The sequence below is a fragment of the Arenibacter antarcticus genome (genome assembly GCF_041320605.1).
Taxonomy (GTDB): domain Bacteria; phylum Bacteroidota; class Bacteroidia; order Flavobacteriales; family Flavobacteriaceae; genus Arenibacter; species Arenibacter antarcticus.
This window is the reverse complement of record NZ_CP166679.1, coordinates 364,955-381,910: the sequence shown is the minus strand read 5'-3', so window position 1 is coordinate 381,910 and position 16,956 is coordinate 364,955. Positions and strand designations below refer to the sequence as shown.

Annotated in this window: 18 protein-coding genes; 13 read left to right on the top strand and 5 right to left on the bottom strand. The window is 39.5% G+C overall.

Annotation, left to right across the window (positions count from 1 at the left end; translation table 11 throughout):
- The first annotated feature begins 111 nt into the window (after nt 1–111).
- Nucleotides 112–522, top strand: coding sequence for a DUF4293 domain-containing protein (locus tag KCTC52924_RS01685; protein WP_251809157.1), 411 nt, complete (start codon nt 112–114; stop codon nt 520–522).
- A 180-nt stretch (nt 523–702) separates the two neighbouring features.
- Here KCTC52924_RS01685 and KCTC52924_RS01680 read toward each other — a convergent pair whose 3' ends face one another.
- Nucleotides 703–1,200 carry a metallophosphoesterase gene (locus tag KCTC52924_RS01680; RefSeq protein WP_251809156.1) on the bottom strand — a complete coding sequence of 166 codons (498 nt, stop codon included), beginning with the start codon at nt 1,198–1,200 and terminating at the stop codon, nt 703–705.
- 214 nt (nt 1,201–1,414) lie between these two features.
- Between KCTC52924_RS01680 and truA the strand changes: the two genes are divergently transcribed.
- On the top strand, nt 1,415–2,167 hold the full coding sequence (gene truA / locus KCTC52924_RS01675) for a tRNA pseudouridine(38-40) synthase TruA (protein ID WP_251809155.1): 753 nt from the start codon (nt 1,415–1,417) through the stop codon (nt 2,165–2,167).
- Nucleotides 2,160–3,926 carry an ABC transporter ATP-binding protein gene (locus tag KCTC52924_RS01670; protein ID WP_251809154.1) on the top strand — a complete coding sequence of 589 codons (1,767 nt, stop codon included), beginning with the start codon at nt 2,160–2,162 and terminating at the stop codon, nt 3,924–3,926. Before truA ends, KCTC52924_RS01670 begins: the two co-directional genes overlap by 8 nt.
- Before the next feature lie 69 nt (nt 3,927–3,995).
- Here KCTC52924_RS01670 and cdaA read toward each other — a convergent pair whose 3' ends face one another.
- Complete coding sequence (gene cdaA, locus KCTC52924_RS01665; RefSeq protein ID WP_251809153.1) at nt 3,996–4,781, bottom strand: diadenylate cyclase CdaA; 786 nt, start codon at nt 4,779–4,781, stop codon at nt 3,996–3,998.
- A gap of 64 nt (nt 4,782–4,845) precedes the next feature.
- On the bottom strand, nt 4,846–5,733 hold the full coding sequence (gene folP, locus KCTC52924_RS01660) for a dihydropteroate synthase (RefSeq protein WP_251809152.1): 888 nt from the start codon (nt 5,731–5,733) through the stop codon (nt 4,846–4,848).
- Nucleotides 5,734–5,840: 107 nt separating this feature from the next.
- On the opposite strand from folP, the gene KCTC52924_RS01655 reads away from it, so the two are divergent.
- The 5 genes from KCTC52924_RS01655 (at nt 5,841) to KCTC52924_RS01635 (ending at nt 9,681) form a co-directional block, all read left to right on the top strand.
- Nucleotides 5,841–6,383 (top strand): DUF1599 domain-containing protein, encoded by a 543-nt coding sequence (locus KCTC52924_RS01655; protein WP_251809151.1) that lies wholly within the window; start codon nt 5,841–5,843, stop codon nt 6,381–6,383.
- A 25-nt stretch (nt 6,384–6,408) separates the two neighbouring features.
- The gene (locus tag KCTC52924_RS01650) at nt 6,409–7,506 is read left to right on the top strand and encodes a BT_3928 family protein (protein WP_251809150.1); all 1,098 of its coding nucleotides are present in this window, start codon (nt 6,409–6,411) and stop codon (nt 7,504–7,506) included.
- Nucleotides 7,507–7,561: 55 nt separating this feature from the next.
- A complete protein-coding gene (tpiA, locus tag KCTC52924_RS01645) occupies nt 7,562–8,311 on the top strand; it encodes a triose-phosphate isomerase (protein ID WP_251809149.1) in 750 nt (249 codons plus the stop codon).
- A gap of 236 nt (nt 8,312–8,547) precedes the next feature.
- Nucleotides 8,548–9,384 (top strand): 50S ribosomal protein L11 methyltransferase, encoded by an 837-nt coding sequence (gene prmA, locus KCTC52924_RS01640; RefSeq protein ID WP_251809148.1) that lies wholly within the window; start codon nt 8,548–8,550, stop codon nt 9,382–9,384.
- A gap of 21 nt (nt 9,385–9,405) precedes the next feature.
- Entirely contained in the window at nt 9,406–9,681 is a 276-nt protein-coding gene (locus KCTC52924_RS01635; RefSeq protein WP_251809147.1) for an ATP-dependent Clp protease adaptor ClpS, read from the top strand.
- 146 nt (nt 9,682–9,827) lie between these two features.
- Here KCTC52924_RS01635 and KCTC52924_RS01630 read toward each other — a convergent pair whose 3' ends face one another.
- Complete coding sequence (locus KCTC52924_RS01630; protein ID WP_251809146.1) at nt 9,828–10,241, bottom strand: DUF6691 family protein; 414 nt, start codon at nt 10,239–10,241, stop codon at nt 9,828–9,830.
- A 2-nt stretch (nt 10,242–10,243) separates the two neighbouring features.
- The gene (locus KCTC52924_RS01625; RefSeq protein ID WP_251809145.1) at nt 10,244–10,801 is read right to left on the bottom strand and encodes a YeeE/YedE family protein; all 558 of its coding nucleotides are present in this window, start codon (nt 10,799–10,801) and stop codon (nt 10,244–10,246) included.
- A 380-nt stretch (nt 10,802–11,181) separates the two neighbouring features.
- Between KCTC52924_RS01625 and KCTC52924_RS01620 the strand changes: the two genes are divergently transcribed.
- From KCTC52924_RS01620 to KCTC52924_RS01600, 5 genes are all read left to right on the top strand, one after another.
- Entirely contained in the window at nt 11,182–12,252 is a 1,071-nt protein-coding gene (locus KCTC52924_RS01620; protein ID WP_251809144.1) for a carbohydrate-binding family 9-like protein, read from the top strand.
- Nucleotides 12,253–12,470: 218 nt separating this feature from the next.
- Nucleotides 12,471–13,343, top strand: a complete 873-nt coding sequence (locus tag KCTC52924_RS01615) for a phytanoyl-CoA dioxygenase family protein (protein WP_251809143.1) — start codon at nt 12,471–12,473, stop codon at nt 13,341–13,343.
- 164 nt (nt 13,344–13,507) lie between these two features.
- Nucleotides 13,508–15,232: an IlvD/Edd family dehydratase gene (locus KCTC52924_RS01610; RefSeq protein WP_251809142.1), complete on the top strand. Its 1,725-nt coding sequence runs from the start codon at nt 13,508–13,510 to the stop codon at nt 15,230–15,232.
- 16 nt (nt 15,233–15,248) lie between these two features.
- A complete protein-coding gene (locus KCTC52924_RS01605) occupies nt 15,249–16,010 on the top strand; it encodes an SDR family NAD(P)-dependent oxidoreductase (RefSeq protein ID WP_251809141.1) in 762 nt (253 codons plus the stop codon).
- Nucleotides 16,011–16,034: 24 nt separating this feature from the next.
- On the top strand, nt 16,035–16,913 hold the full coding sequence (locus KCTC52924_RS01600; protein WP_251809140.1) for an SMP-30/gluconolactonase/LRE family protein: 879 nt from the start codon (nt 16,035–16,037) through the stop codon (nt 16,911–16,913).
- Nucleotides 16,914–16,956 lie beyond the last annotated feature (43 nt).

Here is a 16,956-nt window from a genome sequence, read left to right as displayed (position 1 = left end):
TTGGTAAGTAATCTGACTTATAATAGAGCAATATTACAAATTTTTTTCAATATTTAGTCGATAAATTTTAAAAAGACGCTTATTTTTGTCTTTCAATTAGTGCGAAAAAACATGATTCAAAGAATTCAGACTGTTTATTTAATCGTTGTTATCATTCTTGGGGCCGTTTTGCCCTTTTTTGTGAATCTTTGGTCAGATGCAGCTGGGAATGAAATATTTTCAGACAATGCGGTGTTTATTTCATTGGTTTTTTACGGAAGCGCAGTTTTGGCGCTAGTCGCTATGTTATTGTTTAAAAATAGGAAAAATCAATTTGTGGTAAACAGATTGAATATGATATTGAATCTTTTTTTACTAGGATTTTTCGTTTATCGATCACTAAATTTATCCGGAGAAACTACGGTTTCAGAGAAGGGTATTGGGATGCTGATTCCTGTATTTTCTATCGTTTTTTTAGTCCTGGCCAACAGGGCAATAAAAAAGGATGAAGATCTTGTAAAATCTGTGGATCGTTTGCGTTAAGCCTAACATCTTAGTAGTATTAGTGCGTTAAACCCGGGGTTGTTCCCGGGTTTTTTATTATTGAAATTTTGTTTTAATAAATTGCTTTGAAACAAATTTATAGCTGTTAATTGAACCAATCTCGCTTTTTTAACGGGTTATAGTGGTTTAAAACTTTAGTATTATAGAGGTCCCTAAGAATTATCCTCTTTTTCCGAGCTCTATAATCTCCAGGTCTTTTATTTCTTCCTTGTCTATAACAAAGCGGAGCATGGTTCTGATCTGATGGAAACCATGGATGCCACATGCACCTGGGTTCATGTGAAGCAGGTTTAATTTTTTATCCCACATTACTTTTAATATATGTGAATGTCCCGAGATAAATAATTTCGGTGGATTTGCTTTTATTTGCTCCCGTACCCTTGGATTGTATCTGTTGGGATAACCCCCAATATGGGTAATCCAAACCTCCACTCCTTCGCATTTAAATCTATTGTCCAAAGGGAATTCTAGCTGAATTCTGTTTTCGTCTATATTGCCATAAACCCCTTTTAAAGGTTTTATTTTTTGAATGGTATCGGTGACTTCTAGGCTTCCAATATCGCCAGCATGCCATACTTCGTCTGCCTGCTTTACATATTTTAATATCTTATCGTCCATATGGCTATGGGTGTCGCTCAGTAGTAATATTCTTGTCATTGTTGTTCGTTTTGTGTTTTTGGAAATCCCATTATTGCTAATGTTCTTCAATTTCCTATTAAATACCATGATAGGGCGGTGAACCGGTATTACGGTTTTTTAGATATTACAAATGAATCTATTGTTGCTCTTATATAGATACTCTAGCGTATCTTTTTTCTATTTTCTAATACAGAACAAGTATCTTTGTGAACCACAAAACTAAATCATTCAGTTGAGATATTTTATCCAATTTGCATATCACGGTAAAAGGTATCACGGTTCCCAAATTCAACCAAATGCTATTACAGTGCAAGAGGTTTTGCAAACCGCTCTGTCCCTGATCTTAAAAGAATCCATACAGATTATGGCTGCCGGAAGAACAGATGCCGGAGTGCATGCAAGAGTAATGTATGCCCATTTTGATTTTAGTTCAGTATTGGAAAGTGGTCCGTTGTTATATAGGTTAAATGCATTCTTGCCCGCTGATGTAGTGGTGCAGCAAATTTTCCCTGTACCGGATGATGCGCATGCGCGTTTTGATGCCGAGGAGCGTACCTATGAATATTGGGTGACGGGCAAGAAAGATCCTTTTTTGTTCGACGCAGCCTATTATGTGAAATATCCGTTAAATATTGCGGAGATGAACAAAGCGGCCACTATTTTAGTGGGACATAGGGATTTTCAGTGCTTTTCGAAATCAAAAACCGATGTAAGGACCTATATATGTGATCTGCGTAGCGCAATTTGGACAACGGATGAGGAGAAAATGGTATTTACAATTAGAGCGGATCGGTTTTTGCGAAATATGGTGCGTGCCGTTGTGGGAACGTTGATCAATGTAGGGACGGGTAAAACGCCCTTGAAGGATATTCCCGCTATTATAGAAAGTAAGGATAGAAGTAAGGCAGGGATATCAGTGCCCGCAAAAGGATTATATTTAACTGCGATAAAATATCCAGATAATATTATTAATAACCATGGATAAGGATACAGGTAAAGCTTTTGATTTTAGATTATTCAAGCGTTTGTTAAGGCATGTAAAGCCTTATTCGGGAACCTTCTATGGGGTGGCTTTGGCGGCCATATTGTTGTCCGGATTCGCCGTGCTTACCCCTGTTTTAGTGGGTGAAATCGTGGACAATGCCATTACCAACAAGGATAGTGAAAAGTTGCTCATGCTTATCTTGGCCATGATCGGAGTTTTGTTTGGGGAGGTAATATGTCAGCTGTTGTTTAATTACTATGCCAATTGGTTGGGGGAGTCGGTAATTAAGGATATTCGCATTAAGCTCTTTAAGCATTTGATGGGGTTTAAGATGAAATATTATGATAATTCCTCCATTGGGTTATTGGTGACTAGGGCTGTTACCGATATGCAAAGAATAGGGGAAATTTTTAGTGAAGGCTTCTTTGTTATAGTTTCCGATCTTTTGAAAATGGTGGTAGTAGCAGCCGTTATGGTTTATTCCAATTGGAAATTGTCCTTGATCGTTTTTGCGGTCTTACCAATAATTCTCTACGCCACCCGATTGTTTCAAAAAGCCATGAAAGTTGCTTTTATTGAGGTAAGGGCGCAGGTTTCCAATTTAAATTCCTTTGTGCAGGAACGTATTACGGGAATGAAAATAGTCCAACTATTTACCCGCGAGGAAATTGAAAAGGAAAAATTCAGGGAAATCAACGAAAAACACCAAAATGCCTGGCTAAAAACTGTGTGGTACAACTCTATCTTTTTTCCTATCGCAGAAATAGTGTCTTCTATTACGGTAGGGTTGATTGTTTGGTATGGAGGTCTTCAGAATGTGGCAAATATAAATAAAGAGGAATATGGAACTATCTTTATGTTCATCTTACTCTCCAGCATGCTTTTTAGACCCCTTAGGCAAATTGCAGACAAATTTAATACCCTTCAAATGGGGATGGTAGCCGCCAATCGTGTGTTTAAAATTTTGGATACCGAAAGTAATATTGAAGATTTGGGTACGGTAGACAAGGAACATATAAAAGGAGATATTGAATTTTCTAATGTCCGTTTTGGGTATTTGGAGGATGAGGAAGTATTGCACGGGATCTCATTCAAGGTAGAGGCGGGGGAAACCATTGCCATTGTAGGGGCAACAGGTGCCGGAAAATCGACTATAATTAATTTGCTGAATCGTTTTTATGAAATTAATTCGGGCAGTATTAAGGTAGATGGAGTAGATATTAAGGAGTATAGGTTAAACTCCCTGCGGTCAAAAATAGCAGTCGTTTTACAAGATGTGTTTCTTTTTGCCGATACTATTGCCAATAATATCTCCTTGAAAAATGATGAAATTACAGAGTCGCATCTAGAGCAGGCGGCCATACAGATTGGGGTGCACGATTTTATCATGAGTCTCCCTGGGGGGTATAGTTACAACATTAAGGAGCGCGGGACCATGCTTTCTAGTGGTCAGCGGCAACTTATCGCATTTTTAAGGGCTTATGTAAGCAATCCCAGTATTTTGGTGCTGGACGAAGCTACCTCTTCGGTAGATACTTATTCGGAACAGTTGATACAACGAGCCACGGAAAAAATAACCGAAGGCCGCACATCAATTATCATAGCCCATAGATTGGCTACTATTAGGAAGGCCGATAAAATTTTGGTAATGCACCAGGGTGAAATTGTGGAAACGGGTACCCATGAGGAGCTTTTAAAGCAAAAGGGGTATTATCAGAATTTGTACGAAGCACAATTTTTGGCAGAGGAAGTTCTGTAAGAGAATTGGAAGCTTGCGTCAGACTTTGCTTTATTCTAAAAAAATAGAGGCAATTCTTAATCTAGCGGATTAAATAAGATCCTCTTTAATAAGACTTGCCAACTCAGAAAGGTCATTGAACAGAATAAACTCACCATTTTTAATATAGGAGATCAGTCCTGTTTCTTCACTGACAATCAATGCTAACGAGTCCGTTTTTTCAGTTATGCCCACTGCTGCTCTATGCCTTAAGCCAAAACGCAAAGGAATGTTGCGTTCATTAGATACAGGTAGAATTACACGGGTAGCCACTATATAATTATCTTGGATAACGGCAGCACCATCATGTAGGGGGCTGTTCTTGTAAAATATACTTTCAATGATAGGCTGTGTAATTTCAATATTCATCTTGTCGCCCGTGACCTTTACAAAATCCAAGGAATTATTCCGTTCAATTACCAAAAGCGCACCCGTTTTTGTTTCACTCATTTTTTCACAGGCACCTAAAATAGCATCCACATTGGGTCCGGTAGTAAGACCATCTTCGCGCGTAAATTTAAAGTGTTTTAGAAAGTTGCGCTTGGAAGCGAAATTGGTGGAGCCAACCATCAATAGGAATTTTCGAATTTCTTGTTGAAAGACTATAATAAGGGCAATAAGACCCACCTGCATGAAGCCTCCGACCATGCTGCTGATCATTTTCATGTCCAGGACTTCTGTTAATTTCCAAAAAGCCCAAACAATTACGATCCCAATAAAAATATTGATCGCTACCGTTCTGCGCACTAACTTGTAAATATAATACAACAGTATGGCCACCAGAAAGATGTCTATGATGTCGGTAATGCTAAAATCTAAAAAGTTTAAAAAATCCAATCTTTGGGGTTTTTGTAAAATTAGGAAATAAGGGATAACCACAAATTAATTTCATAAAAAATGTTTAATCCCTTTTGGCACCCATAATTATGGATCGATTTAAGGAGGTTTCTTGGGGTCGTTGCCTATTAGTATTGATGGCATTGTATAGGGTAATGCACTCTACAGCCTCCTTAACATCGTGTACCCGTAATAGGTTGGTTTTCTTTGAAAGCGCATACATATTAAGGGCGGTACTGCCATTTAAAGCCTCACTTGGGCTGGTGTTAAGAAGTTTGTAGATCATGGATTTTCTGCTGATTCCAGTTAAGATGGGTAATTCTAGCTGATGTAGCAATTCCATTTTCTGAAAGATCTCATAATTCTGTTCCAAGGTTTTGGCAAAGCCAAATCCAGGGTCAATTATAATATCGTTTATTCCTGCCTGCCGTGCCAAAAGGATTTTTTCTGAAAAATAGTATAAAATTTCACCCAGTAAATCTTGGTAATCTGTTTGTTGTGCCATATTCCTAGGGTTTCCCCTGGTGTGCATCAAAATATAGGGCACTTTGTGCGCTCCTACTGTAGCTAACATTTTTGGGTCTAAGGCACCTCCTGAAATGTCGTTTATCAAGGCAGCGCCTTCCTGTAAGCATTCATGAGCTACCCTGCTCCTAAAAGTGTCTATAGACAGTAAAATATTTGGAAAGGAACTTACAAGAAACTTTACTATCGGTACAATCCGTAGGCATTCTTCTTCTTCACTGATATGCTGGGCTCCTGGTCTGCTGCTATAGGCTCCTAAATCTATAAAAGTGGCCCCATCGGTAAGCATTTTATCCACCTGGGCCTTAATTTCACTGTCATTTTTGTATTGTCCCCCGTCATAAAATGAATCTGGGGTAACATTTAGGATTCCCATCACTTTAGGAGTGCTAAGATCCACTAAATTTCCATTGCAATTAATAGTCATTTCTTTAATAAGATAAAAGGGCTTAAAACTTTGGGAAGTAAACTAAAAACCCGATTTTTGATTACTTTAATAATTTAAGCGAAATTTACACAAATTAGATCGATTACATGCATAATACCTCTGAGCAATACGATGCCGTAGTAAAAATTTGTAGGGACCTGTTCCAGAAAAAAATGCAAGATTACGGAAGTGCATGGCGAATTTTGCGCCTTCCATCCCTTACCGATCAGATTTATATCAAAGCGCAACGTATTAGAGGTTTGCAAGAGAATCTTGTGCGTAAGGTTGATGAGGATGAGAGGTCAGAATTTATTGGAATCATTAACTATTCCGTAATGGCACTGATCCAACTGCAAAAAGGAGTGGTGGATCAACCCGATCTTTCTGCTTCCGAAGCGGTTGCCCTTTATGATGAGCACATATCGGTAGCCAAAACCTTAATGGAGAATAAAAATCACGATTATGGGGAGGCTTGGCGAGATATGAGGGTTAGTTCCTTAACGGATCTAATTTTGCAAAAATTATTACGGGTAAAACAAATAGAGGACAATAAGGGGAAAACATTGGTGAGCGAAGGTATCGACGCCAATTATCAGGATATGATCAATTATGCGGTATTTGCAATGATCCATCTTGATGATAAGGAATAATAGAATGTTGCATTTATAAATTGATATGAAATATTTAGTAGGATTTAGTCGAGCTGTTGTTGGGTTGTTATTTATCATCAGCGGATTTATAAAATTGAACGACCCCGTTGGATTTTCCTTTAAACTGGAAGAATACTTTAGTAGTGGGGTTTTAAATCTTCCATTTTTGGAACCTATAGCCTTAGAGATTTCCATTGCCGTGGTTATCTTGGAAGTGCTGCTGGGAGTTATGCTCTTGGTAGGATTCCGAATTAAATTTACAATATGGAGTCTGTTGGTGATGATTGTTTTTTTCACCTTCCTTACCTTTTATTCGGCCTATTTTAACAAAGTTACAGATTGTGGCTGTTTTGGTGATGCTATTAAACTTACCCCTTGGGAGTCCTTTACCAAGGACGTGATATTATTGGTGCTTATCATAATCTTAGTAGTTGGGGTAAATACCATTAGGCCTATTTTAAGGAATGGCGCAAAAAGAGTTATTGTAGGGATTACTTTATTTGCATGTGCTATCTTTGCATATCACGTGCTCCATCATTTGCCAGCAATAGATTTTAGGCCCTATAAAATTGGAGCCAATATAGAGGATGGAATGAATGTTCCTGAAGATGCACCGGTGGCAATTTTTGACTATGCCTGGAAATTTAAGGTAGATGGGGAGGAAATAATAATAGTAACTCAGGGCGATTACCCAACTGTTGAGGGAGAGTTTATAGGTGTGGAAACTACGGAAGTACAGAAAGGGTACGAGCCGCCAATCCACGATTTTACCATAGAGCAAGAGGGAGAAGATTTTGCGGTAACCCTTTTACAGGAGCCTAAGTTGGTAATGATAGTGGCCTATGACCTAAGAAAAAGTAACCTCAATGTTTTTGGGGATATTAAAACCTTGTCGGATAGCGCAATTAAAAGTGGGTATAAAGTAATTGGAGTGTCTGCTTCTGGACCGGAGTATACTGAAGATATTAAAAATAAATATCGATTGAATTTCGAATTTTATTTTACCGATGAAACGACCTTAAAAACCATAGTAAGGTCCAATCCAGGAATTTTGGTCCTAGAGAAAGGTACCATACTGGAAAAAGTGCATTATAATGATATGAAGAAACTTAAGTTTGATTAGATTTTTGTTCCTGATATAAACATACAAATAGAATACCAACATAATTAGAAAGAAAATGAGAAGTAAAATTGTAGCTGGAAATTGGAAAATGAATATGAACTTGGTGGAAACCGAAGCGTTGTTGGCCCAACTTTCCGCTAAAATGCCGGATACTAAGGCAGAAGTAATGGTAGCGCCTACCTATGTTAACTTAACCGCTGCTAAACAAGCTTTGAAAGCCTCGGCTATACAGGTAATTGCCCAAAATATGCACTTCGCCGAAAGCGGTGCCTATACAGGAGAGATTTCTGCTGATATGTTATTGGGAATAGGAGTAGATACGGTAATTATTGGGCACTCCGAAAGAAGGGCCTATTTTGGGGAAACCGATGAAATTCTCGCAAAAAAGGTTAAGGCTGCCTTGGCCAAGAATATGAGGGTTATGTTCTGTTTTGGTGAAGAGCTGGCAGACAGAAAATCCGACAATCATTTTGCAATCGTAGAAAGTCAGTTGAAAAATGCTTTGTTCAATTTAGAAGCCTCGGCCTGGAGTAAGATAATTTTAGCCTATGAGCCAGTTTGGGCCATAGGAACAGGTGAAACCGCCTCCGCGGAACAAGCACAGGAAATGCACGCTTTTATACGTACATCCATCACCAAAGCGGTAAACGCAGATGTGGCTAACAACGTATCCATTCTCTATGGTGGTAGTGTGAAACCTGGCAATGCGGTAGAAATTTTTTCTAAGCCCGATGTAGATGGTGGATTAATTGGAGGAGCTGCATTAGTAGCGGACGATTTTATAGCGATCGTCAAAGCCATATAATCTATAACTCATCCGACTGCTATGCTTAGTAGATAGTCAGTTTAAAGGAATTATATGTTTAGGGTGATATAAGAAGATTGGTCCAGGTGAATGCCAAATCGGTTCGGAGGTTAAGCTTTCCGTAGGATTGGTTTTATTTGGACCACTAGTTACATTTGCCCTTAATAATTCTGTATTTGATGCCCGGATAGGGAGAAAACCAGATTCCGAACAACTAAATTCATTAAGATATTGCTATGTCCAATTCCATTTATATAGAATACAATTTTACGGTAACACCATTGCAGCCTGCATCGGATATTTTGATCGCCGAATTGGGTGAACGCGGTTTTGAAAGCTTTTTGGAAACCGAGGAGGGAGTACAGGCATATATAAAAAAGGAGGAGTGGAATCCTGAAATCCTAACAGGTCTTGCTATTCTTGAGAATTCTTTGTTTACCATTGTACACAACTATGTAGAGATTGAACAGGAGAACTGGAACGCCACTTGGGAAAAGAATTTTAATCCTATTCAAGTAGGGGATAAGTGTGTGGTGCGTGCCCCTTTTCACGATAAGCCCGATGTACAATTCGATATTGTTATTGAGCCTAAAATGAGTTTTGGGACTGGACATCATGAAACTACCCATATGATGATGCAGCATATTTTGGATCACGATTTTAAGGATAAATCGGTCTTGGATATGGGGAGCGGTACCGGAGTGTTGGCCATTTTAGCTGCCAAGAAAGATGCTAAAACCATTGATGCCATCGATATTGATAATTGGTGCTACCTAAATGCCCTAGAAAATGTAGAGCGGAACAATTGTAGCCATATCAAGGTTTATGAAGGTACGGCCGACTTATTGGTGGATCAGAAATATGATATTATCATAGCCAATATTAACAGGAACATCCTTTTAGAGGATATTCCTTCTTATGTAAAATGTCTAGCAAAGGACGGGATGTTGTTTTTAAGCGGATTTTATGTACAGGATATTCCCCAAATCACTAATAAGTGCGAGGAAGTAGGACTGAAATTCGAAAATAATCTAGAAAAGAATAATTGGGTTGCAGTAAAATACGTATTTTAGATAGTTATAAAAATTGATTCTATGAGTACCAGGGAAAAAGTCTCGGAAGAATTACTTTTGGAGGAAGAGACGGTTAATCAGAATGAAATAGTGCTATTTAATGATGAGGTCAACACTTTTGACCATGTTATTGATACACTGATCAGTGTTTGTGAACACACACCAGAACAGGCAGAGCAGTGTTCTTTAATTGTGCATTACAATGGAAAATGCACTGTTAAGACAGGTGAATACAAAGACTTGGAGCCTAAGTGTACCATGCTTTTACAAGCTGGGCTAAGTGCCGAAATCATGTAGGAATCCAATTGTCAAAATCATCATTTTTATCTTATGGACAAGGCTATTCTATGCAACTTTCCTAAATTCTAACGGATTGGGTAGAAGTTTAGGGGTTTTAATAATCTTAAAAAAGGTCAAAACCCCATCCCTCCTAATTATTCCCGTTAATGTGGTAATTTGTTTTTTAGAACTCCATAGGCAAAGGTGCCTAAAACCGCTGCAGCAATTACAATGAGCATACTGAATACCCCAGTGCCCACTAACACATACATTGGTCCGGGACATGCTCCTGCCAAGGCCCAACCCAGGCCAAAAATGGTGCCACCAAGTATATAGCGGGTAAACCCCTTGTCTTTGGGCTGTAGGTTAATTTCCTTGCCCGCTACGCTTTGTACTTTATATTTCTTAAAGAGCCATATAAATAAGATGCCCAAGGATACTGCTGACCCAATGATGCCATACATGTGGAAGGATTGAAATTTAAACATTTCAAAAATCCTGTACCAAGAGACGGCTTCAGATTTAACCAGTACAATTCCAAAGAAGATGCCGACCAATAAAAATTTTAGATATTTCATTTTTAGAATATTAGGGGTAGAATAAAAAAGGTCATAATGAGTCCGCCAATAAAAAATCCGATAACGGCTATCAAGGAGGGCAATTGGAGATTGCTTAAGCCTGTAATGGCGTGTCCAGAGGTACAACCCCCAGCATATCTAGTGCCAAAACCAACTAAAAATCCCGCTATGATCAAAATAGACAAACCCTTTATAGATAATACATAATCCCAACTAAAGATTTCAGGAGGTAGTAAGGTCTCCCCAATTTGAGTAAATCCAAATTCCGATAAATCTGAAACCGTTTCTGGATTTAAGGCCATAGTGGAGCCGTCGGAAAGATATTGGGTGGCTAAAAATCCACCAATGACAGCGCCAAGAACTACGGTAAGGTTCCACCGCTGATCACGCCAATTGAACCTAAAGTAATCGGAATATTTTCCCGCACCTGCAATACTGCAAAATGTACGGAGATTGGACGACATGCCAAAAGTTTTTCCAAAATAGACCAATAATAACATGGTGGTCGCAAGTAGTGGGCCCGATATGTACCACGGCCATGGCTGCAAGATTACTTCCATTTTAAAAAATGTTTTTGCAAAGATAGAGATTCAAATATTAGTATGGCAATTATTGCATTAGGGAGGGAGTTGTAGTTTTGTGAATAGGAGTGTTGGACTGTGCAAAGTATAGTTCATTTGGGATTAAAATTGTTACTTGCCCCATTTGAAATTCCCGTTTACTCACTAAGTGAGGATTGAATGTTCTGACGTTTGCGATAAAATTTTATCAGTGGTTTCTGTCCGATGCCTCATGGGCTTGTCTTGAGATAATTTATCAGGTATTTATCGTTTTTTGTAAATCGCTAATGGCTATATTGTTGTTAATTGCATAATAAATTATTGGAGTAGCCTATACTTATTGGAGTAGCCTATATTTAAGGATATAAAATATTTATGTTATGAGGAATTTAGTTAAAAATAAAAGTGGATGGTGGATGGTCCTTTTGTTCGTCCTTTTAGGGATTTTCGCAATAAATGCCCAAAATATTCCAAGAAGTTATATTGCTTATAATACAAATGATGTAATGGTAATTGATGGGAAAATGGATGAAAACGCGTGGAAACTAGCGCCATGGTCTGAGGATTATATTGATATTGAGGGCGAATTGACACCTACCTATACAACCCGAATGAAAATGTTATGGGATAATAACTATCTGTATGTTTTGGCCCAAATGGAGGAACCCCATATTTGGGCGACCTTAAAACAACGAGATACGGTTATATTTTACAATAACGATTTTGAAATCTTTATTAATCCTGATGGAGATACCCATAATTATTATGAATTTGAAATGAATGCTCATAACACCCTGTGGGATCTTTTTATTACTAAACCCTACCGAAATAATGGTAATAAGGTCATAGATAGTTGGGATATTCAGGGGATTAAGTCCGCCGTGGACATTAGAGGGACTCTTAATAATTCTTCTGATACGGATGAAGGATGGACGGTAGAAATTGCCCTTCCTTGGAGTGTCATTACAGAGGCTTCTAAGGATGGTAAAATTCCAGAAAACGATTTTTGGCGCCTAAATTTTTCAAGAGTGAATTGGGATTTTGATATTACCAACGGCCGCTATTCAAGAAAAAAAGACGCTAAAGGAAGCTACATGCCAGAATACAATTGGGTTTGGTCCCCGCAAGGCGTTGTTAATATGCATGAACCCGAACATTGGGGCTATGTTTATTTCTCTTCTGAACCAGCGGGAGGCAAGGCCGAGTTCACAATTCCTCAGGACGATCATATTAAATGGTATCTGTATTCACTTCACAGAGCGGTGTTACACAAGGAGAAGGATGCCGAGAAACGTATTGTACAACCTAAGGAGATTTTGGGCAGTGTTCTGATGCCACGTATGGAAAAACACAAATCAGGATGGAATATTTGGGTTAAGAGTCCATTTACTGGAAAGATTTTGTTGGTAAAGGAAGATGGACAGTTTCAGAGTCTTGAGGGGAATAAGTAAAAAATTAATCAATACTTTTTGTCATCGATCTGAAACAACTACCATTAGACATATTAATTTGGTAGATATTAATTTGGGAGCGCTTCTGGCCGATAAGGAAATGAGGATTTTTAGCAAGGAAATTCTCTAAGGATTCCTAGAACTTACAATGCAAACAAAATCCACAAAAACCCAAAAGTGGAGTTGGAAGTAGTATTTAACCATAAAACCCAATCACAATGACTACGGCAAAAGATCTTGCAGATTACCATCAGTTGGTTTCGGACCTATTTAATTGGCCCAATAGAGAAGAAGAATGGGAGCAGTATAAGCTGACCACTAATCAGATTGCTCATTATAATGAGTATGGATATGTGTCAGGAATTAAATTATTGGAAGAATGGCAAGTAGATGTACTCAGGGGGGAGTTAGCACAGCTAATGGACCCTAAACACCCAGCCCATCATTTGTTCTATGAGTTTCACAGTAATGAGTCCGAAGATCCCAATTCCGTTTTGTTCCATTCCTTAGGGCATTGGCGAATTGCCAAAGGGTTCCATGATGTGCTCTGGAATCCTGCTTTTGTAATGGCCGCTCATCAATTATTGGAGAATAAGCCAGTTCGTTTTTGGCACGATCAATTATTCTGTAAACCTGCCTTACACGGTGGCGTAGTGGCTTGGCATCAAGATTATTCCTATTGGACCAGAACCGTGGCCATGCAACACCTTACTTGTTGGACTGCATTAGATGATGCCAATGTAGCTAACGGATGTCTGCAATATATCCCCAAGAGCCATAAATGGGGTTTATTGCAAAAACCTGCCCTGGCTGGTGATATGGATGGATTAAAACAATTTCTTTCTCCTGAACAAAATAAAGCCTTTAATCCTGAAACCATAGAATTAAAAAAAGGATATGCCACTTTTCATCATCCTTTGATGGTTCATGGTTCCTATGCTAACAAATCCGAAAGGAGCAGACGTGCCTTTGTGTTGAACGTTTTTGCTGATGGTACCTTAAGCAATACCAATGATGAACTGCTACAAGGTGTTCCCGCGATTCCCAAAGGGGGAAAAATGCAGGGAAAATTCTTTCCTTTACTGCAATAATTATTCTTTGAGGTGGACTACAATTTGGAAGCTTAATAATTGATCTCCTATTCCTAATGAAAAAGTTTATTATCTTGGAGAAATGTTAATCGGTGCAACACCTCAATTGGTAATCCACTTGGGGTATTATTCCAAGATAAGATAGATCTAAAATCTCGATAGATATGGAAGAGAACAGTGAAAAAAAACTCCGGAGCAGTAATTGGTTTGGCCGTAGTGGTAAGGACGGATTTATTTACCGTGCTTGGATGAAGAACCAAGGAATTCCGGATTCTGAGTTTAATGGGAAACCGGTAATCGGTATTTGCAACACCTGGTCTGAATTGACGCCCTGTAACGGTCATTTTAGGGAACTGGCAGCCTCCGTTAAAAAAGGAATTTTGCAGGCTGGTGGCTTTCCGGTAGAATTTCCCGTAATGTCTTTGGGAGAAACCCTTATGAAACCCACCGCAATGTTATACAGAAACTTGGCCAGTATGGATGTGGAAGAAAGTATAAGGGCGAATCCCTTGGATGGGGTAGTATTGCTATGCGGATGTGATAAGACCACCCCTTCCCTAGTCATGGGAGCGTGTAGTGTGGACATCCCCACTATTGTGGTATCCGGAGGTCCTATGTTGACGGGGAAATACAGAGGTAAAAATATTGGTACCAGTGATGTCTGGCGCTATCATGACGATGTTAGGGAGGGCAAGTTGCAATCCTCGGAGTTGCGGAATATTGAAGCGGCTATGTGTAGAAGCGATGGACATTGCGCCGTTATGGGCACCGCCTCCTCTATGGCTTGTATGGTAGAAGCCTTGGGAATCACCCTGCCTGAAAATGCGGCTATTCCTGCTGCAGATGCCCGTAGAAAGGTATTGGCTCAGTTGTCAGGACAAAGGATTGTGGAGATGGTGAAAGAAGATCTAAAACCTTCCGATATTTTGACCCTTAAAGCTTTTGAAAATGCCATCAAAGTAAATGCGGCTATTGGGGGGTCTACTAATTTTGTAATCCACCTTCTTGCCATTGCGGGAAGGGTAGGGGTGCCTCTTAAGTTGGATGATTTTAATCGCCTGTCAAAAAATATTCCCCTGCTTGCTAATCTTCAGCCGTCCGGAAAACATTTTATGGAAGACCTTTTTTATGCCGGTGGTTTGCCAGCAGTTCTCAAAGAACTTAGGGGTATCTTACATAATGAATGTATTACCGTAAATGGAAAAACAATTGAAGAGAATTATAAAAATGCCGAGAACTATGATACGGATGTAATAGGAAGTTTTGATTGTCCCTTTAATGATGCTACAGGATTGGCAGTGCTGCATGGGAACGTTTGCGAAAATGGAGCGGTAATAAAGCCTTCAGCAGCCAGTGCCCATTTAATGGTGCATTCGGGAAAGGCCGTGGTCTTTGAGAATATCGAGGATTATAAGGCCAGAATAGATACGGATGACTTGCAAGTTGATGCAAATAGCATTTTGGTGTTGAAAAATGTAGGACCTAAAGGCTATCCAGGGATGCCCGAAGTGGGGAATATGGGACTGCCTAAAAAGCTATTGGAAAAAGGGGTTAGAGATATGGTGCGTATCTCAGATGGACGTATGAGTGGAACTGGTTTTGGTACCGTTGTACTACACGTATCTCCAGAAGCTGCTATGGGAGGGAACTTCTCGGTTATTCAAAATGGGGATGTCATTACGCTAAATGTAAAAGAACGCAGCCTAAACATAGCTCTTACCGATGAAGAGTTAGAATTGCGGAAACGGAATATCACATTGTCTTCTCCATTAGTGGATAGGGGATATGTAAATTTATATATCAACCATGTAGAACAAGCACATTTGGGGGCTGATATGGATTTTTTAAAAGGAAAATCGGGGGCAAATGTGCCTAGGGATTCCCACTAAGTTAAAATATAAGCGTATGAATCTTAAGAATAAGGTGGCCATTGTAACAGGGGCTGGTCAAGGTATAGGATTGGAAATCTGCAAGCAATTGTTGACTCATGGTGCTATGGTAGTTTTGAACGATATTGATACCGTATTGGCAGAAAAAACTGTTATTTCCCTCCAATCTAGTGGAAAGTGCACTGCCGTGGTTGGAGATTCTAGTGATTTGGCCATTATCCAAAAAATGGTTGATATAGCGGTAAGCACCTATGGGAAATTGGATATCGTTATTGCAAATGCTGGAATCACCCATTTTGGAGACTTTCTGACCTATTCAGCAGAATCCTTTTTTAAAGTAATGGAAGTCAATTTGGGTGGAAGTTTCTTTTTGGCACAGGCGGCAGCCAACCAGATGAAAGAGCAGCGCAGTGGAGGAGCAATCGTGTTTATGTCTTCCGTAACCGCACATCAGGCCCATAAAAATTTGTCCGCTTATGGGATGAGTAAAGCGGCACTGGAAATGCTGGCGAAAAACCTGGTGATCGAATTATCACCTTATAAAATAAATGTCAATACCGTTGCACCCGGTGCTACCCTCACGGAACGTACGCTTAAGGAAGAAAACTATTCCGAAACATGGCAAGGATTGACCCCTTTGGGAAGAGCGGCAAATGTGCAGGATATTGCGCAGGCAGTTTTATTTTTGGTATCGGACAATGCTAAACATATTACAGGTCAAAGTCTTATCGTAGATGGTGGTTGGAGTTCCTTAAGTCCATCGCCTTACCAGAATTAAATAATCAACCATAAATAAATAATAATGAGATCAGTAGAGGTTGTATGTGACCAAAAAAGTGAATTGGGAGAAGGGCCTGTCTGGGATGTGGCAAGAGGACTTATCTGTTGGGTGGATATTTTAAATGGCCATATTCATGAATGGGATGCAGAAGGAAATTCGTTGAATACCATAAAAGTAGATCAAATGATCGGAGCTATAGCGGTCTGTGTCGATGGGAATTATGTGGCGGCACTGAAAAATGGATTTGGGATTATTGATTGTAAAAGCGGGAATGTTCAGATGATCGCAGATCCAGAAGAGCATTTGCCTGAAAATAGGTTTAACGACGGAAAATGTGATCCTTCAGGACGATTTTGGGCAGGAACCATGCCACTCTCGGAAGATAAAGCTTCTGGGAGCCTTTATGTGTTTAATAAAGATAGGTCCGTGATAAAAATGGAAGATAATATCACTATTTCCAATGGATTGGCTTGGAGTAAGGCAGAAAAAGCCTTCTACTATATAGATACCCCTACCTTAAAAGTGGTGCGTTATGATTATGCAGCGGAAAATGGAACTATTACCAATAAAAGAACCGTCATCCATATCCCTAAAGAAGCGGGATTCCCCGATGGGATGACCATTGATCGGGAGGGAATGCTGTGGATTGCACATTGGGGGGGCTGGCAGGTGACGAGGTGGAATCCTATAACAGGGGAACAGTTGACTTCCTTTAAACTCCCAGCATCAAATATTACTTCTTGTACCTTTGGAGGTAGCGCCTTTAAGGATCTATATATTACATCGGCAAGGAAGGGGCTCAGTGAAGAGGAATTAAAGCAGCAGCCGTTGGCTGGCTCCCTCTTTGTTATTCGCAACTGTGGGTATACTGGGGTTCCAGCAAATGAATTTAAGAATTGAAAAAATACAAAAGGTCCATGAAATTTTATTCATGGACCTTTTG

What these genes read in the sequence shown, in the direction of transcription:
- KCTC52924_RS01625 (WP_251809145.1), bottom strand. Translation starts at nt 10,801, where the DNA reads ATGGAAGTAATCTTGCAGCCATGGCCGTGGTACATATCGGGCCCACTA.
- KCTC52924_RS01620 (WP_251809144.1), top strand. Translation starts at nt 11,182, where the DNA reads ATGAGGAATTTAGTTAAAAATAAAAGTGGATGGTGGATGGTCCTTTTG.
- tpiA (WP_251809149.1), top strand. Translation starts at nt 7,562, where the DNA reads ATGAGAAGTAAAATTGTAGCTGGAAATTGGAAAATGAATATGAACTTG.
- folP (WP_251809152.1), bottom strand. Translation starts at nt 5,733, where the DNA reads ATGACTATTAATTGCAATGGAAATTTAGTGGATCTTAGCACTCCTAAA.
- KCTC52924_RS01655 (WP_251809151.1), top strand. Translation starts at nt 5,841, where the DNA reads ATGCATAATACCTCTGAGCAATACGATGCCGTAGTAAAAATTTGTAGG.
- prmA (WP_251809148.1), top strand. Translation starts at nt 8,548, where the DNA reads ATGTCCAATTCCATTTATATAGAATACAATTTTACGGTAACACCATTG.
- KCTC52924_RS01630 (WP_251809146.1), bottom strand. Translation starts at nt 10,241, where the DNA reads ATGAAATATCTAAAATTTTTATTGGTCGGCATCTTCTTTGGAATTGTA.
- KCTC52924_RS01610 (WP_251809142.1), top strand. Translation starts at nt 13,508, where the DNA reads ATGGAAGAGAACAGTGAAAAAAAACTCCGGAGCAGTAATTGGTTTGGC.
- KCTC52924_RS01600 (WP_251809140.1), top strand. Translation starts at nt 16,035, where the DNA reads ATGAGATCAGTAGAGGTTGTATGTGACCAAAAAAGTGAATTGGGAGAA.
- KCTC52924_RS01605 (WP_251809141.1), top strand. Translation starts at nt 15,249, where the DNA reads ATGAATCTTAAGAATAAGGTGGCCATTGTAACAGGGGCTGGTCAAGGT.
- KCTC52924_RS01635 (WP_251809147.1), top strand. Translation starts at nt 9,406, where the DNA reads ATGAGTACCAGGGAAAAAGTCTCGGAAGAATTACTTTTGGAGGAAGAG.
- KCTC52924_RS01615 (WP_251809143.1), top strand. Translation starts at nt 12,471, where the DNA reads ATGACTACGGCAAAAGATCTTGCAGATTACCATCAGTTGGTTTCGGAC.
- KCTC52924_RS01680 (WP_251809156.1), bottom strand. Translation starts at nt 1,200, where the DNA reads ATGACAAGAATATTACTACTGAGCGACACCCATAGCCATATGGACGAT.
- KCTC52924_RS01685 (WP_251809157.1), top strand. Translation starts at nt 112, where the DNA reads ATGATTCAAAGAATTCAGACTGTTTATTTAATCGTTGTTATCATTCTT.
- KCTC52924_RS01670 (WP_251809154.1), top strand. Translation starts at nt 2,160, where the DNA reads ATGGATAAGGATACAGGTAAAGCTTTTGATTTTAGATTATTCAAGCGT.
- KCTC52924_RS01650 (WP_251809150.1), top strand. Translation starts at nt 6,409, where the DNA reads ATGAAATATTTAGTAGGATTTAGTCGAGCTGTTGTTGGGTTGTTATTT.